The 20,103-nt window shown below is 59.5% G+C and carries 16 protein-coding genes; 3 read left to right on the top strand and 13 right to left on the bottom strand.

From position 1 onward, the window contains the following. Positions 1-7: 7 nt before the first annotated feature. Positions 8-1,117 carry an AGE family epimerase/isomerase gene (locus tag HBH25_RS06925; RefSeq protein WP_168082867.1) on the top strand — a complete coding sequence of 370 codons (1,110 nt, stop codon included), beginning with the start codon at positions 8-10 and terminating at the stop codon, positions 1,115-1,117. Here the strand turns inward: HBH25_RS06925 and HBH25_RS06930 are convergent. The 6 genes from HBH25_RS06930 to HBH25_RS06955 form a co-directional block, all read right to left on the bottom strand. Next, on the bottom strand, positions 1,101-1,862 hold the full coding sequence (locus HBH25_RS06930) for an SDR family oxidoreductase (RefSeq protein WP_168082869.1): 762 nt from the start codon (positions 1,860-1,862) through the stop codon (positions 1,101-1,103). The two genes, HBH25_RS06925 and HBH25_RS06930, sit on opposite strands and share 17 nt — an antisense overlap. Before the next feature lie 494 nt (positions 1,863-2,356). Beyond that, positions 2,357-3,073, bottom strand: coding sequence for an ABC transporter ATP-binding protein (locus HBH25_RS06935; protein WP_168082871.1), 717 nt, complete (start codon positions 3,071-3,073; stop codon positions 2,357-2,359). Further along, the gene (locus HBH25_RS06940) at positions 3,070-3,945 is read right to left on the bottom strand and encodes an ABC transporter ATP-binding protein (protein WP_168082873.1); all 876 of its coding nucleotides are present in this window, start codon (positions 3,943-3,945) and stop codon (positions 3,070-3,072) included. The genes HBH25_RS06935 and HBH25_RS06940 overlap by 4 nt, the downstream gene beginning before the upstream one ends. Next, positions 3,942-5,225 (bottom strand): high-affinity branched-chain amino acid ABC transporter permease LivM, encoded by a 1,284-nt coding sequence (gene livM / locus HBH25_RS06945; RefSeq protein WP_168082875.1) that lies wholly within the window; start codon positions 5,223-5,225, stop codon positions 3,942-3,944. The genes HBH25_RS06940 and livM overlap by 4 nt, the downstream gene beginning before the upstream one ends. Before the next feature lie 2 nt (positions 5,226-5,227). Further along, positions 5,228-6,142 carry an ABC transporter permease subunit gene (locus tag HBH25_RS06950; RefSeq protein ID WP_168083505.1) on the bottom strand — a complete coding sequence of 305 codons (915 nt, stop codon included), beginning with the start codon at positions 6,140-6,142 and terminating at the stop codon, positions 5,228-5,230. Positions 6,143-6,282: 140 nt separating this feature from the next. Beyond that, positions 6,283-7,419 carry a branched-chain amino acid ABC transporter substrate-binding protein gene (locus HBH25_RS06955; protein ID WP_168082877.1) on the bottom strand — a complete coding sequence of 379 codons (1,137 nt, stop codon included), beginning with the start codon at positions 7,417-7,419 and terminating at the stop codon, positions 6,283-6,285. A 399-nt stretch (positions 7,420-7,818) separates the two neighbouring features. Between HBH25_RS06955 and pncB the strand changes: the two genes are divergently transcribed. Then, a complete protein-coding gene (gene pncB, locus HBH25_RS06960) occupies positions 7,819-9,015 on the top strand; it encodes a nicotinate phosphoribosyltransferase (protein ID WP_168082879.1) in 1,197 nt (398 codons plus the stop codon). An 82-nt stretch (positions 9,016-9,097) separates the two neighbouring features. Here pncB and azu read toward each other — a convergent pair whose 3' ends face one another. Beyond that, positions 9,098-9,547, bottom strand: coding sequence for an azurin (gene azu, locus HBH25_RS06965; protein WP_168082881.1), 450 nt, complete (start codon positions 9,545-9,547; stop codon positions 9,098-9,100). A gap of 176 nt (positions 9,548-9,723) precedes the next feature. On the opposite strand from azu, the gene HBH25_RS06970 reads away from it, so the two are divergent. Further along, positions 9,724-13,911: a deaminase domain-containing protein gene (locus HBH25_RS06970; protein WP_168082883.1), complete on the top strand. Its 4,188-nt coding sequence runs from the start codon at positions 9,724-9,726 to the stop codon at positions 13,909-13,911. Here HBH25_RS06970 and HBH25_RS06975 read toward each other — a convergent pair. The 6 genes from HBH25_RS06975 to rpsF all read right to left on the bottom strand — a co-directional run bounded on the left by HBH25_RS06975 (position 13,898) and on the right by rpsF (position 19,970). After that, positions 13,898-16,198, bottom strand: coding sequence for a YgiQ family radical SAM protein (locus HBH25_RS06975; protein WP_168082885.1), 2,301 nt, complete (start codon positions 16,196-16,198; stop codon positions 13,898-13,900). The genes HBH25_RS06970 and HBH25_RS06975 overlap by 14 nt on opposite strands. A 181-nt stretch (positions 16,199-16,379) precedes the next feature. Next, on the bottom strand, positions 16,380-17,774 hold the full coding sequence (dnaB, locus tag HBH25_RS06980; protein ID WP_168082887.1) for a replicative DNA helicase: 1,395 nt from the start codon (positions 17,772-17,774) through the stop codon (positions 16,380-16,382). 107 nt (positions 17,775-17,881) lie between these two features. Further along, on the bottom strand, positions 17,882-18,328 hold the full coding sequence (gene rplI, locus HBH25_RS06985; protein ID WP_168082889.1) for a 50S ribosomal protein L9: 447 nt from the start codon (positions 18,326-18,328) through the stop codon (positions 17,882-17,884). Between the two features lie 20 nt (positions 18,329-18,348). Then, a complete protein-coding gene (locus HBH25_RS06990) occupies positions 18,349-19,248 on the bottom strand; it encodes a YybS family protein (protein ID WP_168082891.1) in 900 nt (299 codons plus the stop codon). A gap of 37 nt (positions 19,249-19,285) precedes the next feature. After that, entirely contained in the window at positions 19,286-19,516 is a 231-nt protein-coding gene (rpsR, locus tag HBH25_RS06995) for a 30S ribosomal protein S18 (protein WP_040260021.1), read from the bottom strand. Positions 19,517-19,544: 28 nt separating this feature from the next. Continuing rightward, positions 19,545-19,970 carry a 30S ribosomal protein S6 gene (rpsF, locus tag HBH25_RS07000; protein ID WP_168082893.1) on the bottom strand — a complete coding sequence of 142 codons (426 nt, stop codon included), beginning with the start codon at positions 19,968-19,970 and terminating at the stop codon, positions 19,545-19,547. Positions 19,971-20,103: the final 133 nt, after the last annotated feature.

A 20,103-nucleotide genomic window follows, 5' to 3' on the forward strand; every position in this document is an offset into this window, starting at 1 on the left:
GCCGTCCATGCCTGCCTCCTGCGTGAACCCTCAGCTTGCCGCTACCTACACCTTGGTGTGGGAACATTTTCTCACTGGCATCGTTCCTTTGTGGGAAGGGCCAGGTTGGAACGCCGACCTTCAGCTGCCCTACGAGGCCCTGGATGAACATCACCAGCCGCTGCCAGCCCAGCGCTACCGAGCCATGGCCTGTGCGCGGCAGCTGTTCGTGTTTACCTCCCTGGGCAAGCGCCCGGGCGCGGCCCAACGCGCCAGGCAACTGTTCGATTCACTGAACCGGCATTTCGCCGACCCCGCCCAGGGGGGCTGGTTTTATAGCGTCGATGCCCATGGCCAACCTCTGGACACCCGCAAAGACCTATACACCCACGCGTTCATCGTGTTCGCCTGCGCCCATTACCTGCGCAGCGAGCCGGCCGCGCAGGCGTGCCTGGACCAAGCCTTGGCAGCCGTGCAGCGGTTCTCGATCGACCATGGGTTGTACGAAGCCTGCCTGGCCCAAGACTGGTCGAGCCTGGGGCAAGGTGCACTGCAGAACCCTTTGATGCATTTGGCCGAGGCGTTCCTGGCCAGCCTTGAGGTACGCCCGGAGGCGGCAACACACGCGGCGCTGCTAAACCTGTGCAACGGCATGCACCAGCTGTTCTTCGACCCGCAGCACGGCGTGCTGCTGGAGAAGCCACTCACCGCCGTGGACAACTGGTACGAGCCTGGCCACCAGTTCGAATGGTTCTACCTGCTGGCCTCATCAGCACGGCTGAGCACCCATGCCCTGGCATCCGACATGGCCGAAGCGATGGTGCGCTCACAGCAGCAAGGGCTGCGCGACGGTGCTGTGTGCGCCACGCTTAAGGCCGACGGCACCTTGCTGGACGGCACCCGTCGCATCTGGGCACAGGCCGAATACCTTCGTGCACTAACCCTGCTTCCACATAGCGACGAGGCGCTCATGGCTGGCCTGCAGCACCTGCAGGCCCAGTTCCTGCGCCCTGCAGGCTGGTTCGAATGCCGGGACGCAGCAGGCGCCGTGAGCCGGCATGACATGCCATCCACTACGCCCTACCACCTCTACACCTGCCTGGCGGCCTTGGCTAGCGCGCTCACTTCTGGCGATTGACTGCGAAGCCCGCCCAGGCCTGGTTCACTGGCATCACTTCCAGGCGGTTCACGTTGATGTGGGCCGGCTGAGTGAGAATCCAGTAGATAGTGTCGGCAATGTCCTGGGGCTGGAGGGGTTCGACGCCGGCATAGGTAGCGTCATAGCGCGCCTTGTCCCCGCCAAAGCGTACCAGCGAGAACTCACTCTCGCACATGCCAGGTTCCAGGTCCGTTACGCGCACACCCGTGCCTTGCAGGTCACAGCGCAGGTTCAGCGAGAATTGTTTCACGAAGGCCTTGGTGCCACCGTACACATGGCTGCCCGGATAAGGGTAGCTACCGGCTACCGAGCCTAGGTTGACGATACCTGCGCCCCGGCCATGGGCGATCAGCCGAGGCAGGAGCAGGCGGGTGGTGTACAGCAAGCCCTTGATATTGGTATCGACCATGGTTTCCCAGTCGTCCAGGTCGCACGAGGGCGCTGGATCGTTGCCCAAGGCCAGGCCAGCATTGTTCACCAGCGCGGTCAGGGTGGAGAACTGTGCTGGAAGGCTACCAATGGCAGCTTCCATGGCTTTGCGGTCCCGAACGTCCACGGCCAGTGGGAGCACGTCTACCTTGGCGGACAGCTCTTGGGCCAAAGCGTTAAGCCGGTCTTCGCGACGGCCAGTGATGATGAGCGACCAGCCGGCCTCGGCAAAGCGCCGGGCGCAGGCTTCGCCGAAGCCAGACGTGGCGCCAGTAATAAAGACGGTGGAAGTCATTAGGCTCTCCTAAGGTGCCAGCGAACCGGCCAAACGATAGATAAGTAGGGACCTCAGCATGCCCGCCGTGCGCTGTAGACACAATTGGCCGAGGCAAATTTCCTTTCGGACCGAGCCCCAAAAAATAATTTCTTTGTACAACGCACCTATTCAAGGCCCTGAATACGGCCTCTACAGCATCGTTTCCAAAGGTTTCCCACAGAGTTATCCACAGGGCACTTACTCGTCCGACCCTTACCTGTCAAGGCTTGACAAGGTAGCAATAGAAGCTAGCGAGGGCGGCAGTACGTTTTTTGATCAAACGCTTGAAAGCCACGTGATACGCGCCCTCCAGCGTTACACACCCAGGTTATCAACAGCCTGGTCCACGGCGGTTGGGGGCTAAAAGGCAAGGCGGATAGGAGCTATGGAAACGTGGCCTTCTGTCGCATTCCAAAGCCGGCCAAAAAATGTTTTCCACATTTCCAAGCCGGCTGAGAAGAACACCCGCTGTGTCAGTGCCCGCCCAGGTAGGCATTGCGCACATCATCGTTGGACAGCAGTTCCTGCCCCGTGCCACTCAAGCGAATCTGCCCGTTGACCATCACATACGCCCGGTCCGAGAGCTTCAATGCATGGTTGGCGTTCTGCTCTACCAGAAAGATAGTCATGCCAGACTTGGCCAGCTCCCTTAGCGTGGCGAAGATCTGCTTCACCACAATAGGGGCCAGCCCCAAGGAAGGCTCATCCAGCAATAACAGCTTGGGGCGGCTCATCAAGGCACGTGCGATGGCCAGCATCTGCTGCTCGCCGCCGGACATGGTCATGGCCCGTTGATTACGCCGTTCCTTGAGCCGCGGGAACAGGTCGAACATGCGTTGCATGTCGTCACCGGCGTATTTGTCACCAATGGGAATAGTGCCCATCATCAGGTTTTCCTCCACTGACATGTCCGGGAATACCCGTCGCCCTTCCGGGGACTGGGCAATACCGTTGGAGGCAATGTAGTGGGAGGACTTCTGGCTGATGTCTGTGCCTTGGTAGAAGATCTGCCCAGCCGCAATACGTGGCTGGCCGAAGATCGACATCAGCAGCGTGGATTTGCCAGCGCCATTGGAGCCGATCAGGCTGACCGTTTCGCCAGGGTTGATGTGCATCGAGACCTGCTTCAAAGCCTGTATAGGCCCATAGAACACATCGATGGCCTTGAGCTCCAGAATAGGGGCGGTCATACCAGCTCCTCCTCGTCGGCACCCAAGTAGGCTGCGATTACTTTCGGGTCATTGCGGATCTGCTCCGGCTTGCCCACCGCGATCACGTTGCCGTGATCCAGCACCACGATGTCGTCGGAAATGCTCATTACCATGCCCATGTCGTGCTCGATCAGTACCACGGTCATGTCGTGGTGGTCCCGCAGGTGGCGGATCATCCCGCTCAGCGCTTCGGTTTCCTGTGGGTTCAGGCCCGCGGCCGGTTCATCCAGGCAGATGACCTGAGGCCGTGTACACATGGCGCGGGCGATCTCCAGCCGGCGTTGCTGCCCGTAGGACAGCTCACCGGCCAGGCGGTTGGCGCAATCCACCAAGTCCACTACCTCCAGCCAGTAGAACGCCGTTTCCAGTGCACGCGCTTCGGCCTTGCGGTAGCCAGGCGTGTTGAGAATGCCGGCGATCATGTTGCGGTTTACCCACATGTGCTGGGCGACCAGCAGGTTTTCCACCACCGACATTTCCTTGAACAGCCGAATATTCTGGAACGTCCGGGCCAGGCCCGCGCGATTCACCAAATGAGTACCGCCGAACATCTTGTAGTACAGCCGGCTGAAGAAGCGGTTAGGGGCCACGAAGTCTGAAGCCTTGAACGGCTCGCCCAGTAGCTTGATCACTTCTACGCTGCCCTTGCGGGCATTGAGCTGGATACGACCGCCACTGGCCCTGTAGAACCCTGTGAGGCAGTTGAACACGGTGGTCTTGCCTGCGCCGTTCGGGCCGATCAGGGCAAAGATGGAATTGCGCTTGACCTGCAGGTTGACGTCGCTCAGCGCCTTGATACCGCCGAACTGCATCATCAGGTGCTCGACAGACAGAATGATATCGTCGCTCATGGCGCCACTCCTTTGCGCGGCATCACCCCAGTACGGCTGATGCGGATAAGCCCACGTGGCCGCCAGATCATCATCAACACCATTAGAATGCCGAACAGTAACACTCGGTATTCGGCAAAGCTGCGCAACAGCTCAGGTGCCACGGTCAATACGAAGGCCGCAATCACCACGCCGACCGTAGAGCCCATGCCACCCAGTACCACGATGGCCAGTATCAGTGCCGACTCGAAGAAGGTGAACGATGTGGGGTTCACAAAGCCTTGGTAGCTGGCAAAGAACACACCGGCCAGGCCTGCAGTGGAGGCGCCAATGGTAAAGGCCGACAGCTTGACCAGCACATGGTTAAGGCCCATGGCACGGCAGGCGATCTCATCCTCACGCAAGGCTTCCCAGGCACGCCCTACCGGCATGCGGGTCAGGCGGTGCTTGATGTACAGCACCAGCATCACCACCAGGAACAGCACGGCGTAGATGAACAGGAATTTCAGGTCCCCGTTGTATTCGAAGCCGAAATATTCATGGATGGGGATACCACCGTCCTTGGCGCGACGCCCGAACTCAAGGCCAAAGATCGTGGGCGAAGGAACTGGCACACCGTTAGGGCCGCCGGTGAAATCCAGCCAGTTGTTCAGTACAAGGCGGATGATTTCACCAAAGCCCAAGGTCACGATCGCAAGGTAGTCCCCGTGCATACGCAATACCGGGAAACCCAGGATGCACCCCGCCAAGGCTGCTGCAATAGCCGCCAATGGCAATGCCGACCAGAAGCCCAGGCCTAGGTACTGGTAACCCAAGGCCAGGCCGTAGGCCCCGATGGCGTAGAAGGCCACGTACCCCAGGTCCAGCAGGCCGGCCAGGCCTACCACAATGTTCAACCCCAGCCCCAGCAGCACGTAGATCAAGCCCAGAATGACTACAGTGAGCATGTACTTGTTGGCAAACACCGGGAACACCAGCGCGATCACGATCAACAGCGGGATGATCCAGCGCAGGCGGGACTTGTAGTCCGGGGCAAGCACATGCACGCCGCCCCCGCTGCTCTCGAAGCCTTGCGCAATACGCAGGCCGCTTGGCGTTTGCAGGAAAAGGCTGAGCAGGAAACGCCCGGCCATCACCACGGCCACAATCACGGCTGTGCGGGCCGGCTGCAGGTTGAAGCCATAGCCGTCGAGCACAATACCCACCACAGGGCCGAACACGATCAGCGCCAGCAGGCCGGCCACGATCGCATCAATGATGCTTTTCTTGAGGTTGACAGGTTTGTTGATCGCAGAAGACATGGTCACACCTTCGCCACGAGTGGGCGACCCAGCAGGCCTTGGGGACGGAAGATCAGAATCAGCACCAGCAGGCCGAAGCTGAACACGTCTTTGTAGTCAGAGTTCACAAGCCCGGAGAACTGCGATTCAGCTACTCCTAGGATCAGCCCGCCCAGCATGGCGCCGGGCAATGAGCCGATGCCCCCGAGCACAGCCGCGGTAAATGCCTTGATACCAATGATGAAGCCTGCGTAAAAATCGAATGTGCCGTAGTTCATGGTGACCAGCACACCGGCCAGTGCCGCCATGGCGGCACCAATGATGAACACGTAGGAGATCACTCGGTCGGTGTTGATGCCCAGGATGGAGGCCATCTTTCGGTCTTGCTGGGTGGCCCGGCACATGCGGCCCAGCTTGGTGTACTTGATGATGTAGGTCAGCACCGCCATGCCCACGAAGGCGGCAATGATGATGAACAGCTTGGTGTAGCTCAACTGCACGAAGCCGGAGCCGACCTCGAACCGCCAGCCGCCCTCAAGGAGCGTAGGCACGCCCTGCTGACGTGACCCTTGGCTGATCTGCACGTAGTTCTGCAGGATCAGCGAAATGCCGATGGCGCTGATCAGCGGTGCCAGGCGTGTGGAGTTGCGCAAGGGCTTGTAAGCCACGCGCTCTATCACAAACCCGTACACCCCCGTGACCACAATGGTGAAGATCAGCGTACCGAGAATCAGGAAGGGGAAAGACTCGATGCCGAAAAAGGACAGCACGGCCAGCCCGATGGCAGAAAGATAGCAGCTGACCATGTACACGTCGCCATGGGCGAAGTTGATCATGCCGATAATGCCGTACACCATCGTGTAACCGATGGCGATCAACCCGTAGACCGACCCCAGGGTCAGCCCGTTGACCATTTGCTGCAGGAAAATACCGTCCATCATGCACTCTCGTGAACGTATCAGCGCGCCAGCCACCCGTACTCTGGAAATGCCAAAAGATACGGTCGGCTGTCATGTTGCGCAGGCAAGGTAGGGCATATACCGGCGTGGGGCATAGCCCGCACGCCGGCCCACAACACTTATTTTTGTTTTTCGAGCTGCTTGTACTTGCCGTCCGAACCCCACTGGTACACCACGTAGTCCGACACCTTCAGGTCACCCTTGCTGTCCCAGGTTTTCTCGCCCATGACGGTCTTGACCGGGTTGGCCTTCAGCCACTTGGCAGCGTCTTCGCCCTTGTTGGACTTGGCGCCGTTGAACCCGGCGGCCAGCGCCTGCATCGAGGCATAGGCATAGAGGGTGTAGCCTTCAGGCTCGTAGCCGCTCTTGCGGAACCCGTCCACCACAGCCTTGGAATCAGGCAGCAGGCGGGGATCGGCGCCGAAGGTCATGTACACGCCGTCCACATATTGCGCGCCGCCCGCCGTGGTCACCAGCTCATCCGTCACAATGCCGTCATCGGACACGAATTTCACATCCTTCAGGCCCTGCTCACGCATCTGGCGAACCAGAGGGCCTGCCTCTGGGTGCAGGCCGCCGAAGAACACCACTTCCGCGCCGGTGCTGCGGATCTTGGTCACCAGGGCGCTGAAGTCTTTCTCGCCACGGGTCAGGCCTTCTTCCAATACAGGCGTGACGCCACGCTTCTTGAGCTGGGCTGAGGTCGCATCGGCCAGGCCTTTGCCGTAGGTGTCCTTATCGTTGATTACGGCTACTTTCTTGGCCTTGAGCATATCCACGATGTAGTCGCCCGCTACAACACCCTGCTGATCATCGCGGCCACACATGCGGAACATGGTCGCCAGGCCACGTTCGGTTACAGTGGGGTTGGTCGAGCCGGGCGTGATAGCGATCACGCCTGCATCGGCGTAGACCTCGGATGCCGGGATGGTGGAAGACGAACAGAAGTGCCCTACCACACCGATGACCTTGTCCTGGTCTACCAAACGGTTGGCCACGGCCACGGCCTGTTTAGGCTCGCAGGCATCGTCGCCTGCCACCAGCACAATCTTCTCCCCGTTTACGCCGCCAGCAGCGTTGATAGCATCCGCCGCTGCCTGTGCGCCCTTCATGTACTGTTCGCCGAATGAGGCGTTAGCGCCGGTCATAGGACCGCCGACACCTATCTTCACATCAGCCTGAGCATAAGACGCAACGCCCATGGCGGTAGCAACAGCCAGGGCCAGAATGCCTTTCTTGGAAAACGTCTGCGACATGAGGTGGTGCTCCTGAACATTATTTTGGTTGGCACTACAACTTCAGCGCTCTGCTCAGAGCAAGCAGCGTGCCATCATTTTTTCGGTACGCTCAAAGTCTTAGCACAGCTTTTCAGAAAGGGTGGCAAGGGGGCGTGCTTGTGGGACGTGCAACCGTCTGCGCCATGGCAAGTAGAACCCTGGCAATAGCCAGGAGCAACCCGCACAACAGTGGCGGAGCAACCACCAGCGGTAAGCCAGCGCAACCCAGGCGTAACAACAAGCGTAACGGAAGTGCACAATGGCGGTGCGCAGGCGCTACACCACGCACCATCGCGACTGATGTACAAAGCTGCCAGCTCTGCTCGACTTTTTGCATAGCCCGCTGTCTGAACGGCATTGGCCTATCTGGAGCCCTTGATGATCGATTCACCCTTTGGCCCTGCCCTTATCCAGTCATTGCTGGATACCGACCTGTACAAGTTGTCGATGATGCAGGCTGTATTGCACAACTACCCCAATACCGATGTGGAATGGGAGTTCCGCTGCCGCAACGGTGAAGACCTGCGGCCCTACCTTCAAACGCTGCGCCACGAAATGGAGCGCTTGTGCGAGCTGAGCCTGTCTGACGAGGACACCGCTTTCCTTGAAAACATCAGCTTCATGAAGCCGGATTTCCTGCGTTTCCTGGGGCTGTTCCGCTTCAACCTGCGCTACGTTCAAATCGGTATTGAACACGATGAGTTGTTTATTCGACTCAAGGGGCCCTGGCTGCATGTCATTCTGTTCGAGGTGCCGGTGCTGGCCTTGATCAGCGAGGTACGCAACCGTGCCTTGCACCCGCAGGTCACGCTACAAAAGGCCCGGGACGCCCTATACCGCAAATTCGACTGGCTGGTGGCTAACGCCACAGTCGACGAATTGGCAGGCTTGCAGGTGGCTGATTTTGGTACACGCCGTCGCTTCTCCTTTGGTGTGCAGGACGAAGTGGTGCGGTTGTTGAAGGCCGAGTTTCCTGCGCGGTTCGTAGGCACCAGCAATGTGTACCTGGCACGCAAGTATGACCTCAAGCCCTTGGGAACCATGGCGCACGAATGGGTGATGGCGCACCAGCAACTAGGGCCTCGGCTGATCGACAGCCAGATCGCCGCCCTGGATTGCTGGGTGCGCGAGTACCGAGGCCTGCTGGGTATCGCGTTGACCGACACCATTACCATGGATGCCTTTCTCAACGACTTCGACCTGTACTTTGCCAAGCTCTTCGACGGCTTGCGCCATGATTCGGGTGACCCGGTGGTATGGGCCGAAAAAGCCATTGCCCACTACCGCAAGCTGGGCATTGACCCTATGACCAAGACGCTGGTGTTTTCCGATGGCCTGGACCTGCCCCGGGCACTCAACCTCTTCCGCGTATTGCGTGGGCGTATCAATGTGAGTTTCGGCATCGGCACTAACCTTACGTGCGACCTCGACGGCGTGAGGCCCATGAGCATGGTGCTGAAGATGACCAGCTGCAACGGCGCGCCAGTGGCGAAAATTTCTGACGAAGCCGCCAAGACCCAATGCCGCGACCCTAATTTCGTGGCTTATTTGCGACATGTGTTCAAGGTGATGTAGGCAGGCCCCTCCGCACCCTGTTGGCTTGGGGACGGCAGGTTCCCGGCCTCCCCCACACTCGACAGGGCCGGTGTGCTTGAGGTTAATCCACGATCTTAAGCGTGCCTTGCATCATGGCGATGTGGCCAGGGAAGCTGCAGAAGAAGGTGTACTGCCCGGCAGGGTCGAGAGTAGACGCATCGAAGGTGATACTGTCCTTCTCGCCTGCACCAATCATTCGGGTATGGGCAATCACTCGGGTGTCTTCAGGCTTGAGGTAGCCTTTGTCCGCACCTGCACTCATGCCATCGCTGGCAACCTCTCGCATGTCAGCGGTTTTGGTGAGCACCCAGTTATGCCCCATTACGTTCACCGGCAGGTTACCGGAGTGAGTCAGGGTTACCTCGAACGTTTTGCAGCTTTTGCTGACCTCGATTTGCTTCTGGTCAAAGGTCATCTGGTCGGTAGAGTCCACGGTCACTTTGCACTCGTCCGCTAGTGCAGGAACGGCAGCCAGGCTAAGCAGGCTGGCGAACAAGGCTTTCCACAACATACATACGCTCCAGGCAATTGACCGGCCCCCCTCGGGGGGCCCGCGGTATCACGATGATTGAGCGGCCTATCTTGCCTGCTGGGCAAATCCCCCTCAACACTACGTGAGGACGTATATAACACCCGCAGGTGGCCGATTTGCATTGAATGCTTGCTCCATGAAAGAGGAGCAGCCACATGCATAGACCACCGATGCGCCTGATTGACCTGTTTGCACACTGGCGAGATGAGCCATTGTATGAACTGGAAACCGCCATAAGCCACCTTCCCGCTGTAGAGCGCCTTGAAGCACATGAATTGCGCAAACGTCGCATCGTGACAGTTAGCTTTTATCTGGATAAGCAGGGGCGGCCAAAGGTGCGGCGTCGGGAAGCGGAATTGGGCGTTCTGCTCAAACGCTATACCGGGTACACCGGCGAACGTGCTGTTCAGGTCACCCTGTTGCTAGAGGCCCTTCGCCTGGAGCGAGAACGACGCTTGCGTTACCTGCTGCATTCGGCGCACTACGGCCTGCTGAGCCTTTTGGATGACGTAGAAATCCAGAAGCTTCGCGCCCTGCCGCAGCTGGCCGGGGGGCCCCACCCCTTGGTAAGCACGCTGCTCAATGAGGCCGGCGGCCAACAAGGCGCGGGCACGTTGATGGACTATCCCCTGACTGGGCTGTTACGCGTGCTATGCAATGACACCGCGCAAACGCTGCTGCGCCTGTTTGGCCAAACCCTGGGCTGGGACAACGAGCCCCCTCGGGCTATGGCCTGCACGGTTCATGACCTGGCCTTGCTGACGCTGGTGTTACCCTGGGCGCTAGACCCCCAAGGAGACATTCACGGCTTTGACTTTTATTCGCACGCCATGACCGGGCTTCGTGTAAGCGACCTGTTCGAAGCAATGCAATACCATCTGATGCCTTCGCTGGCCGGCTGTACAGCTGAAACCTTTGGCCTTATACGCTTTCTGCTAGGCAGCCATGCACCTGCTCAGCTCGGTGTACTGGGCCTGCCTGCTGAACTGGCCTGGTTGACGAGCGGTTCCTTTGTTTTGCTGTCCCAAGGGGTGGCACTTGCAGAATCAATCACCCCAGGGGCTGCCACGTACTTGTCTTTTGCTGATGCATTGCAATTGCCTGCTCGGCTGTCTGAGGTTTCGCCCGACGAAGCATCGGCAAATGCCCTAGCCGATGCCTTGGTTTTAGGGCTTGAGCACTGGCGCAGAGCCAACCAGCGTATTTATCGATTGCCTGCCTTGGCCAGCCTGGCCAGTGCACGGCGCCATTTCCTCATGCGTGTTGCGTCGTTGGAGAGGGCTACCTTGGCGCTGGAACAGCCAATGCCCAGGCGCATAGCCATGGCTCTGGAAACCTTGCGCCAGAGTGGCATCGACCCAGAGATGCGCTTCGTAAATGCCAGGGACCGTGAACGCCAGAGCCTGTTTGCCCAGGCAGGTGTGTCGGCGCTGGAGGCCATCATCACAGGGGAGGCCGCAGGCCCGGCCCCCGCGCGCGTACCTGCCTTGGTCAGAGGCCACAATGGCCAACTCTACGAGCCTTGGTGCAATGCAGTTGACCTTCCAGATATCGGAATGCGCTTTGAGCAAGCATTCCTGAGTTGGAAAACCAATATCAGCAACGGTATCGAGGTCATGGTGCGAGCCCTGACCGACGACCTTCCCCTGCACGACCGCCTACGCCTCGAACGTCATGAAGTAACCCTCTACCAATTGGCCAAGCGCCCTGCCCCGGATGGGCCTCCAGAAGTAGCTGCACTCGGTATGGTCCTTCAAATAGAAACCAATGAGGGTATATGGCACTACACTATCCTGCCTTGGGCCGGATGGTGCCAGGTGCACAGGGGCCTCCACCTTTCCTACCCAACGCTTGACCGAAACTGGCATTTACACGCAGAGCAGACACTGCCTTTTGACTGGCAAGCGTTTTCCCGAGGCGGGGTACCTTCACCTCGCGCTACCTTCGACGGGTGGCTGGTGCCAGTGGCCAAGCTCCCGGCATACACCTCCAGCCTGCCTGTTTTCCGAAATGCCACGGCCATTGCCAAACAATGCGCACTTCAGACACAGACATACCTGGGCACGTTTTACAAGCAAGCACAGGGCACCCTCACGCTTGAGGCCCAACAAGGTATACCCGAGGCTGTAAAGGCGCTAGTGCCGTTCTGGTCATCCGTCGAAACAATCAGAGAAGGGCACGAAGAAAAATCCAGTTGGCTGGTGCTGCTAGGCGTACTGGGGCTGCTCGCCGACGTGGTCACCTTGGGCACGCTAGGGCGGCTCAGCGCCCTCACCCTTCGCTTTCTCAGCTTATCGTTGCGCCGAGGCACGCGAAGCGCCGCCAGGGCGCTTTTGCCTCGCCTGCGCAGTGCTGCGCGTGAAGCGCTGGATGACAGTTTGGCTAACGGGGCAGGCCACGACGCTATGACGCCTGTAGCCGACGTCGCGCTCATCGCAGCTGTTCGGCTCAACCACCGCGAGGCGCTACGCCGGGCTGCCCGGCAACTTGGGCCACTGTCGGACGCTGCTAGCGTAGGTAGCCGTGCGGACCAGGCGCCTTGGGCCTATCCCGACCGCTCCGTGCAACGCTTCGAAGATGGGCGCACGGTTTTAGCGATGACTGGCCGGCTGCAAACGAGTAACGCCAGAGAGATCAGGCACGTGGATGCCTATACCGGCCATCCCTACGGCCCCTCACTGGATACCGTGGACGGCAGGGGGCGCCTTGGTCGGCTCCCTCTGGCATTGCCAGTGATAACGCGCGATGGCCTGCGTTACCTGCCCGACCCCGCGCCCGCCTTGCCCAAGCGATGGATTAGGTGGGGGGATGACACCTGGCTGGAATGCTCGGGCCGTTACTATCGGCTGCAAGAGGCCACGCCTACGGGTGCCGCCACGTTTGTTCAGGCGCGGCCTCCCTTCGAACGCCCGCTGCTTAAAGGGCGCTGCCGGGTCGCCCGACAATTGCCTGCCTTGGTCTGCAGGCCCTCTGGAGAGCGGACAACAGAGCCCTTTACCGAACTCAAAGCAGGCGACGTGGTTTCGAATGGCTCCGTTGAGTGGTTCGACCAACGCAAGGTCATTCCAACCTCCACTGGCCGCTTTGTAGATAGCCGGGCGCTTCAAGAGGTGCGTGGCGGCAAGGCACACGTAGTGAAGCCTTTGGCCTGGGCAGATTATTACAGCGACATCTCGGCTGAGATCATCGCGGGTAATGATATTTTCCTTCGCATCCAGGTGCGTGACGGTATCGCTGGCGAGGTCGCAGACCGTCGTCTGCTATCGGCCGTGAAAGTGAAGCATATTGAAAGTGATCGATTTCATTTGGTCACGTGCGTGGACGACGGTGTCTACTATCACGGAACCATCCCGACCGAAGCCGGCCCTGTTCCCTTGCGCAAACTGCCAGAAGGGAACTCGCCCCACCCCGAGGCACTGACCGAAGCCGATGAGCTCAAGCTGCTTTATACGGGAAGCTGGGATGCAAATATTCATATCCGTAACCGGGGCCTAGACATTGCACAGGATCATCTGGAGCAGGTCGAGCAGTCTATTGCCCAGGGCGGGCACAGGATCGACCTCTCGCTGCTGCAACGGTATGCCCTGAACACAACTGCTGCAGAAGCGGCCTTTTTCAACCGCTGCCAACGTCAAAGCTTCACCCTGCAGGCACGCCGTTTTGCCACAAGTGACTATACCCACCCGCTGAACGATCAAACGCCCGAAGCGGTACGCGCCATGGTCGCTACACACCTTAACCGACTGACAGAGCCCGCCACGCCCTTCGATGCCCAGCGGGTACTGGACCCTGGTGCGATGGCCGACGCTCCTCCAAAAGGGAAAAACATCGCGTTCGTGGTAGTGGAGTACGGAGAGGGTCAGCCACACACTGTGTACTACAGCGGCTCCGGTGGCAGCCGCCGCAAGTCAGAGCTGGCACTGGGTAAGCGCCTGGTGGGCCAGGGTACAGACCCTGCGCTGCCCTGGCGTGCTGAAGACGGAACCCGCTATATCAGTTGCCAAGGCGCCGGCGGCAAGCCGGGTGAGGAAAGCTTGCTGCACCTGCCTGACCTGTCGAAGCCCGGCCAGTTGACCTCTGGCAACTACAATACGCGCCAACTGGATTCGGAGCGCAATATCCTGGCGCACCTTGAGCGCACCGAAGTAAACCTGAGCGATGTGACGCAGGCGACACTGTTCACCCGGTTCCCCACCTGTGAAAGCTGTACCACGCTTATCAGCAGGTATCGGCAGCGTTTTCCCGTCGACCGTTTCCGTGTTTACGAAGGGCCGCTACCGGCTTCTGACACAACAGGGCCGGTGCGGTTGCCTGAACAGCCGCGCGCGCCTAGCGGGGAATAACCGGCTGGCGGCTCGGCTTCTTCTTGCCCTTGCTGGCAGTATTGCCACGGCTATCGCGGGCGGTTTGCTCGCGACGAGCCTGGGCCGCCGCCTTGGCCTCCTCACGCTTGTCCCACGGTTTGCTGCCGTCGCTACCACGCGGTGGCAAACCCGTGTGCTGGGTCAGGATACGCTGCTCACGCGCAACCTTATGGCTTCCTGCTGGCGTAGAGTTCTTGCGGCGGGCACTGACGTAGGTCTCGCCGTTGGGCTGATGGGCGGGAATGAGCTGATGCTTGCCCGGGCCGATCAAGTCGGCACGCCCCATGCGTTCCAAGGCTTCGCGCAACATTGGCCAGCCCTTCGGGTCGTGGTAACGCAGGAAGGCCTTGTGCAGCCTGCGCTGCGCTTCGCTCTTGACGATGCTGACCGCTGGGCTCTTGTAAGTCACCTTGCGCAAGGGGTTCTTGCCCGAGTGGTACATGGCCGTGGCGGAGGCCATGGGCGACGGGTAGAACGCTTGTACCTGGTCCGCACGGAAGCCGTTGCCCTTGAGCCAAAGGGCCAGGTTCATCATGTCTTCGTCGGTGGTGCCAGGGTGCGCCGCAATGAAATACGGAATCAGGTACTGTTCTTTACCCGCTTCCTTGGAGTACTTCTCGAACATTCGCTTGAAGCGGTCGTAGCTGCCGATGCCCGGCTTCATCATCTGGTTGAGCGGGCCTTCTTCGGTGTGCTCCGGCGCGATCTTCAGGTAGCCGCCCACATGATGGGTGACCAGCTCCTTCACGTACTCCGGTGACTCCACGGCCAGGTCGTAGCGCAAGCCAGAAGCGATAAGGATCTTCTTCACGCCGGGCAACGCCCGTGCGCTCCGGTACAGCTGAATCAGCGCCGAGTGATCGGTGTTCAGGTTCGGACAGATGCCTGGGAACACACAGGACGGCTTGCGGCACGCCGATTCGATCTCGGGGCTCTTGCAGGCGATACGGTACATGTTCGCGGTAGGGCCACCCAGGTCGGAAATGACACCCGTAAAGCCAGGCACTCTGTCGCGAATTTCTTCGATTTCACGAATGATCGATTCTTCGGACCGGTTCTGGATGATGCGACCCTCATGCTCGGTGATCGAGCAGAAGGTACAGCCCCCGAAGCAGCCTCGCATAATGTTCACCGAGAAGCGGATCATGTCATAGGCTGGAATCTTCTCTTTGCCATACACCGGGTGTGGCACCCGCGCATACGGCATGCCGAACACGTAGTCCATTTCTTCGGTGGTCATGGGAATGGCAGGCGGGTTGAACCACACATCCATCTCGCCATGGCGCTGTACCAATGCGCGGGCGTTGCCTGGGTTCGTTTCAAGGTGCAATACGCGGTTCGCGTGTGCGTACAGCACAGCATCACCGCGTACCTTTTCGAACGACGGCAGGCGGATGACCGTTTTATCACGGGTCATGCGCGGGCTTTCGAGGATCTGCACCACCTTCGCTTCGCTCGGGTCGTCTTGCGGGCCCTTTTCCTGCTCGATAGCGCAGGCTTGGGTGTCCTGAGTGTTGACGTAGGGGTTAATGATCTTGTCGATCTTGCCGGGGCGGTCGATACGCGTGGAGTCCACCTCGTACCAGCCCTCGGGCGTGTCCCGGCGTACGAACGCCGTCCCACGAATGTCCGTGATGCTCTCGATCGACTCGCCTGCCGACAGCCGCTGGGCCACTTCGACCACCGCGCGCTCGGCATTGCCGTACAGCAGGATATCGGCGCAGGCGTCGATCAGGATCGAATGGCGAACCTTGTCCTGCCAGTAGTCGTAATGGGCGATGCGGCGCAACGACGCTTCGATCCCGCCCAGTACGATAGGTACATGCCGGTAGGCTTCCTTGCACCGCTGGCTGTACACCAGGCTGGCGCGGTCTGGGCGCTTGCCTGCCAGGCCGCCAGGGGTATAGGCGTCATCGGAACGGATTTTCTTGTCCGCGGTGTAGCGGTTGATCATCGAGTCCATGTTACCGGCGGCCACGCCGAAGAACAGGTTGGGCTCGCCTAGCTTCATGAAGTCGTCTTTGCTGGTCCAGTCTGGCTGGGCAATGATGCCGACACGAAAGCCCTGGGCTTCCAGCAGCCGACCGATGATTGCCATCCCGAACGAGGGATGGTCCACATAGGCATCGCCGGTCACGATGATGATGTCGCACGAATCCCAGCCCAGCTGATCCATCTCAGCACGGCTCATCGGCAAGAAAGGCGCCGGCCCGAAACATTCGGCCCAGTACTTTGGATAGTCGAATAATGGCTTGGCTGCGTGCATGGCGATAACCGAGGTTGAGACAGATGGACCCGCATGAATTCGCGGCCGCGGAGAATAGCACAAAAAACAACCAAACCCGACTACCTTTGTCGGATTTGGCCTGACTGTTGAAGCGTAGCGGCTTGTTCCCGGGCTCTGCCCGGTCCCACAGGTGAGAACGCTAGAGAGCCCGCGAACCGGCCTACTCGTCGTCGAATTGGTAGCTGCCTGGGGCCAGGTTCTCGAACCTTGTGTACTTACCGATAAAGGCCAACCGCACCGTCCCGATAGGCCCGTTCCGCTGTTTGCCGATAATGATTTCAGCAACGCCCTTGTGCTCGGTTTCGGGGTGGTACACCTCGTCCCGGTATACAAACATGATCACGTCAGCATCCTGTTCGATTGCACCGGATTCACGTAAGTCCGAGTTTACCGGCCGTTTGTTGGGGCGCTGCTCCAGTGAGCGGTTGAGCTGCGACAACGCTACTACCGGGCACTCGAATTCCTTGGCCAGCGCCTTAAGGGAGCGAGAGATCTCGGAAATTTCATTGGTACGGTTGTCACCGCTTGAGCCTGGAATCTGCATCAGCTGCAGGTAGTCGATCATGATCAGGCCGATATCCCCATGCTCGCGCACAATACGACGGGTACGCGCGCGCATTTCCGACGGGCTGATACCGGCCGTATCGTCGATAAACAGCTTGCGGTCGTTGAGCAGGTTTACCGCGGAGGTGAGCCGTGGCCAATCGTCGTCGTCCAGCCGGCCGGTACGCACCTTGGTCTGGTCGATACGCCCCAGGGACGACAGCATACGCATGATCAGTGAGTCCCCTGGCATTTCAAGGGAATACACCAGCACGGCCTTGTCGCTGCGCAGCACAGCGTTTTCCACCAGGTTCATGGCGAAGGTGGTCTTACCCATGGAGGGTCGCCCCGCCACGATGATCAGGTCGGACGGTTGAAGGCCGCTGGTTTTTTCGTCCAGGTCTGTATAACCCGTGGAAAGGCCGGTGATGGCCTGGTCGGTATTGAACAGGGTATCGATACGGTCGATGGCCTTGGTCAGCAGGTCGTTTACGCCCACCGGGCCGCCCGTCTTGGGCCGGGCCTCGGCAATCTGAAAGATCTGCCGCTCGGCTTCATCAAGAATTTCCGAGGCGTTACGCCCTTGCGGGTTGAAGGCACTGTCAGCAATGTCGCTGCTGATGCTGATGAGCTGGCGAAGGGTGGCCCGCTCTCGAACAATCTGCGCATACGCTTTGATGTTCGCTACAGAAGGCGTGTTCTTGGCCAGCTCGCCCAGGTAGGCAAGGCCACCTACTTGGCTGCCCTGCCCTTCCTTGTCCAACTGTTCATACAGCGTGACCACGTCGAACGGCAGGTTCTGGTCGGCCAGGCGCGCCACGGCGCGAAAGATCAGGCGGTGGTCATGACGGTAGAAATCACCGTCGGACACCTGGTCCAGTACCCGCTCCCAGGCGTTGTTGTCCAGCATCAAGCCACCAAGCACGGCCTGTTCGGCCTCGATGGAATGAGGCGGCACCTTGAGCGCGGCGGTTTGCAGGTCGTACTGTTCAGGCGTCGAGATTTCGTTCATGACCGGAAGAATTCTTGGGTGTTCTCAAAAGCAAAGGGCACGGCCTGTCGAAGACAGAACCGTGCCCAATGTTAGCCTGCTGGCTGGCCGAGCGGCCAACCAATGGCTCAGGCGGCTACAACCACAACGCGAACGGTCGCTTCAACGTCGCTGTGCAGGTGCACAGCTACGTCGTATTCGCCCACGTGGCGGATGGTGCCGTTCGGCAGACGAACTTCAGCCTTGGCCACTTCAACGCCAGAGGCGGTCAGGGCGTCAGCGATGTCGTGCGTACCGATCGAACCGAACAGCTTGCCTTCATCGCCCGCAGTAGCGGTGATGGTGACTTCCAGTTCGGCCAGTTGAGCGGCGCGGCTTTCGGCCGAGGCTTTCTTGTCGGCGGCAGCCTGTTCCAGTTCGGCGCGGCGAGCTTCGAACGCAGCCAGGTTGGCAGCGGTAGCAGCAGTAGCCTTGCCTTGTGGCAGCAGGTAGTTACGACCATAGCCAGACTTGACGTTTACTTTATCGCCCAGGTTGCCCAGGTTGGCGATTTTTTCCAGCAGGATCAGTTCCATTTGGTATTAACCTCTTAACTTTAACCTTCACCGTTCGCGGAACCCTGGTCATTCCCCTTTTCGGGGGCCAGGCGGCCGCGAAAATCAATCAGGCTGTCGACAATGGCCACAGCCACCAGTAACGGATAGGCCAGCTGTATAAACAGCAGGAGCGTGACGTACAACCCTACCAGCCAGAAGCGACCGAGCTTGCCGCGAACGACCAGCCCGTGCACCAAGGCCACACCGGCAAACATCAGCGGCACACTGCAAAGGGGCGTTAACATCGCCACCTGCGGGCCGAACTGCGGCCCTACCAGCATGCACACCAACAACCCGAGTGCCACGGCACCGGGGAGCTTTACGGCACGAAACTCGCGCCCGAACCCACCGGGGTTATACAACACGGCCTGCCAGTAGCGCCCCAGCATCAGGGCCAACAGGCTAACGGCCTGCAACAGCGCGGCTATCAAACCGGTGAGCACTGGAGCTATCAACGCCTCCAGGTGGGCCTGCTCTGCCAGCGACAAGCGCTGGTAGATCCCCCCAAGCAAGGTGGGCAGGTGGCTGTTCATGGCCACCGCCAGCTGGTTCAAAGGTTCGCCAAAGGCGATGCCCAGTACCACGCCATACACCACACCCAGGCCGATGCTTGCCAGCAATACCCGGCTCCAGGACCAGCCTGCGCGCAGTAGCGCGGCAAGCCCGAGTGAACCCAGCAACACCATGAGGGTGCGCGGTTCACCGAAGTACCACCAGACAAACGCTGGCAATACGCCCCAGGCCAGGACGCCAACGGCATCGCTTGCCCCCCGCCGCAGCAGCACAAGGCAGCCAGCAGCGGCACTCAACCAGAACAACAGCGGCAATGCCGCACATCCCGCCACCACCAGGGTGGCCTGCATACGACCCCGCATGATGAAATCAGCCAAGGCACGCATGCGTTCTATCCTTTACGGCTTGTCGACAAAACCCGTATCAGCGGCCGTGGCTGTCGGTGTAAGGCAGCAAGGCCAGGAAGCGGGCACGCTTGATAGCGGTGGCCAGCTGACGCTGATAACGAGCCTTGGTACCCGTGATACGGCTAGGAACGATCTTGCCGGTTTCAGATACGTAAGCTTTCAGGGTGTTGAGATCCTTGTAATCGATCTCTTTAACGTTTTCTGCAGTGAAACGGCAGAATTTACGACGACGGAAGAAACGTGCCATTTAACAGGCTCCTCTAAAGATCCGTGGATTACTCGTCAGCGTTATCGCTGTTGTCGCTGCTGTCGCTGTCATCGCCGTCGGCGTTTTCAGCTTGCTCAGGACGGTCACGACGCTCACGGCGCTCGCTGCGGTTCTCTTCAGCCTTGAGCATTTCGGACGGGCCGGTAACAGCTTCGTCGCGACGGATCACAAGGTTACGGATAACGGCATCGTTGTAGCGGAAGCTGTCTTCCAGCTCGGCCAGGGCCTTGCCAGTGCATTCAACGTTCAGCATCACGTAGTGAGCCTTGTGAACATTGTTGATTGCGTAGGCCAGTTGACGACGGCCCCAGTCTTCCAGGCGGTGAATCTTGCCACCGTCTTCTTCGATCAGCTTGGTGTAACGCTCGACCATGCCGCCGACTTGCTCGCTCTGATCCGGGTGGACCAGGAAGATGATTTCGTAATGACGCATGAATGCTCCTTACGGGTTGTAGCCTGCCGGGAAATCGGTCAGACAAGGAGTTGATCTTTTCTGTGACTTGACCGAGGCGAGCGCGAACACGCCTACCGCCACGGCAAGGGGCGCAATTGTAGAGAAGGGGCCG

It is taken from the genome of Pseudomonas quercus, from assembly GCF_012033695.1.
In the GTDB taxonomy this organism is placed as follows: domain Bacteria; phylum Pseudomonadota; class Gammaproteobacteria; order Pseudomonadales; family Pseudomonadaceae; genus Aquipseudomonas; species Aquipseudomonas quercus.

Excerpts from the sequence above, each read along its gene's own strand:
- HBH25_RS06990 (WP_168082891.1), bottom strand. The coding sequence starts at position 19,248 with ATGCGTGCCTTGGCTGATTTCATCATGCGGGGTCGTATGCAGGCCACC.
- rpsF (WP_168082893.1), bottom strand. The coding sequence starts at position 19,970 with ATGCGTCATTACGAAATCATCTTCCTGGTCCACCCGGATCAGAGCGAG.
- HBH25_RS06935 (WP_168082871.1), bottom strand. The coding sequence starts at position 3,073 with ATGACCGCCCCTATTCTGGAGCTCAAGGCCATCGATGTGTTCTATGGG.
- HBH25_RS06940 (WP_168082873.1), bottom strand. The coding sequence starts at position 3,945 with ATGAGCGACGATATCATTCTGTCTGTCGAGCACCTGATGATGCAGTTC.
- HBH25_RS06950 (WP_168083505.1), bottom strand. The coding sequence starts at position 6,142 with ATGGACGGTATTTTCCTGCAGCAAATGGTCAACGGGCTGACCCTGGGG.
- pncB (WP_168082879.1), top strand. The coding sequence starts at position 7,819 with ATGATCGATTCACCCTTTGGCCCTGCCCTTATCCAGTCATTGCTGGAT.
- HBH25_RS06975 (WP_168082885.1), bottom strand. The coding sequence starts at position 16,198 with ATGCACGCAGCCAAGCCATTATTCGACTATCCAAAGTACTGGGCCGAA.
- HBH25_RS06930 (WP_168082869.1), bottom strand. The coding sequence starts at position 1,862 with ATGACTTCCACCGTCTTTATTACTGGCGCCACGTCTGGCTTCGGCGAA.
- rplI (WP_168082889.1), bottom strand. The coding sequence starts at position 18,328 with ATGGAACTGATCCTGCTGGAAAAAATCGCCAACCTGGGCAACCTGGGC.
- HBH25_RS06955 (WP_168082877.1), bottom strand. The coding sequence starts at position 7,419 with ATGTCGCAGACGTTTTCCAAGAAAGGCATTCTGGCCCTGGCTGTTGCT.
- HBH25_RS06970 (WP_168082883.1), top strand. The coding sequence starts at position 9,724 with ATGCATAGACCACCGATGCGCCTGATTGACCTGTTTGCACACTGGCGA.
- dnaB (WP_168082887.1), bottom strand. The coding sequence starts at position 17,774 with ATGAACGAAATCTCGACGCCTGAACAGTACGACCTGCAAACCGCCGCG.
- rpsR (WP_040260021.1), bottom strand. The coding sequence starts at position 19,516 with ATGGCACGTTTCTTCCGTCGTCGTAAATTCTGCCGTTTCACTGCAGAA.
- livM (WP_168082875.1), bottom strand. The coding sequence starts at position 5,225 with ATGTCTTCTGCGATCAACAAACCTGTCAACCTCAAGAAAAGCATCATT.
- HBH25_RS06925 (WP_168082867.1), top strand. The coding sequence starts at position 8 with ATGCCTGCCTCCTGCGTGAACCCTCAGCTTGCCGCTACCTACACCTTG.
- azu (WP_168082881.1), bottom strand. The coding sequence starts at position 9,547 with ATGTTGTGGAAAGCCTTGTTCGCCAGCCTGCTTAGCCTGGCTGCCGTT.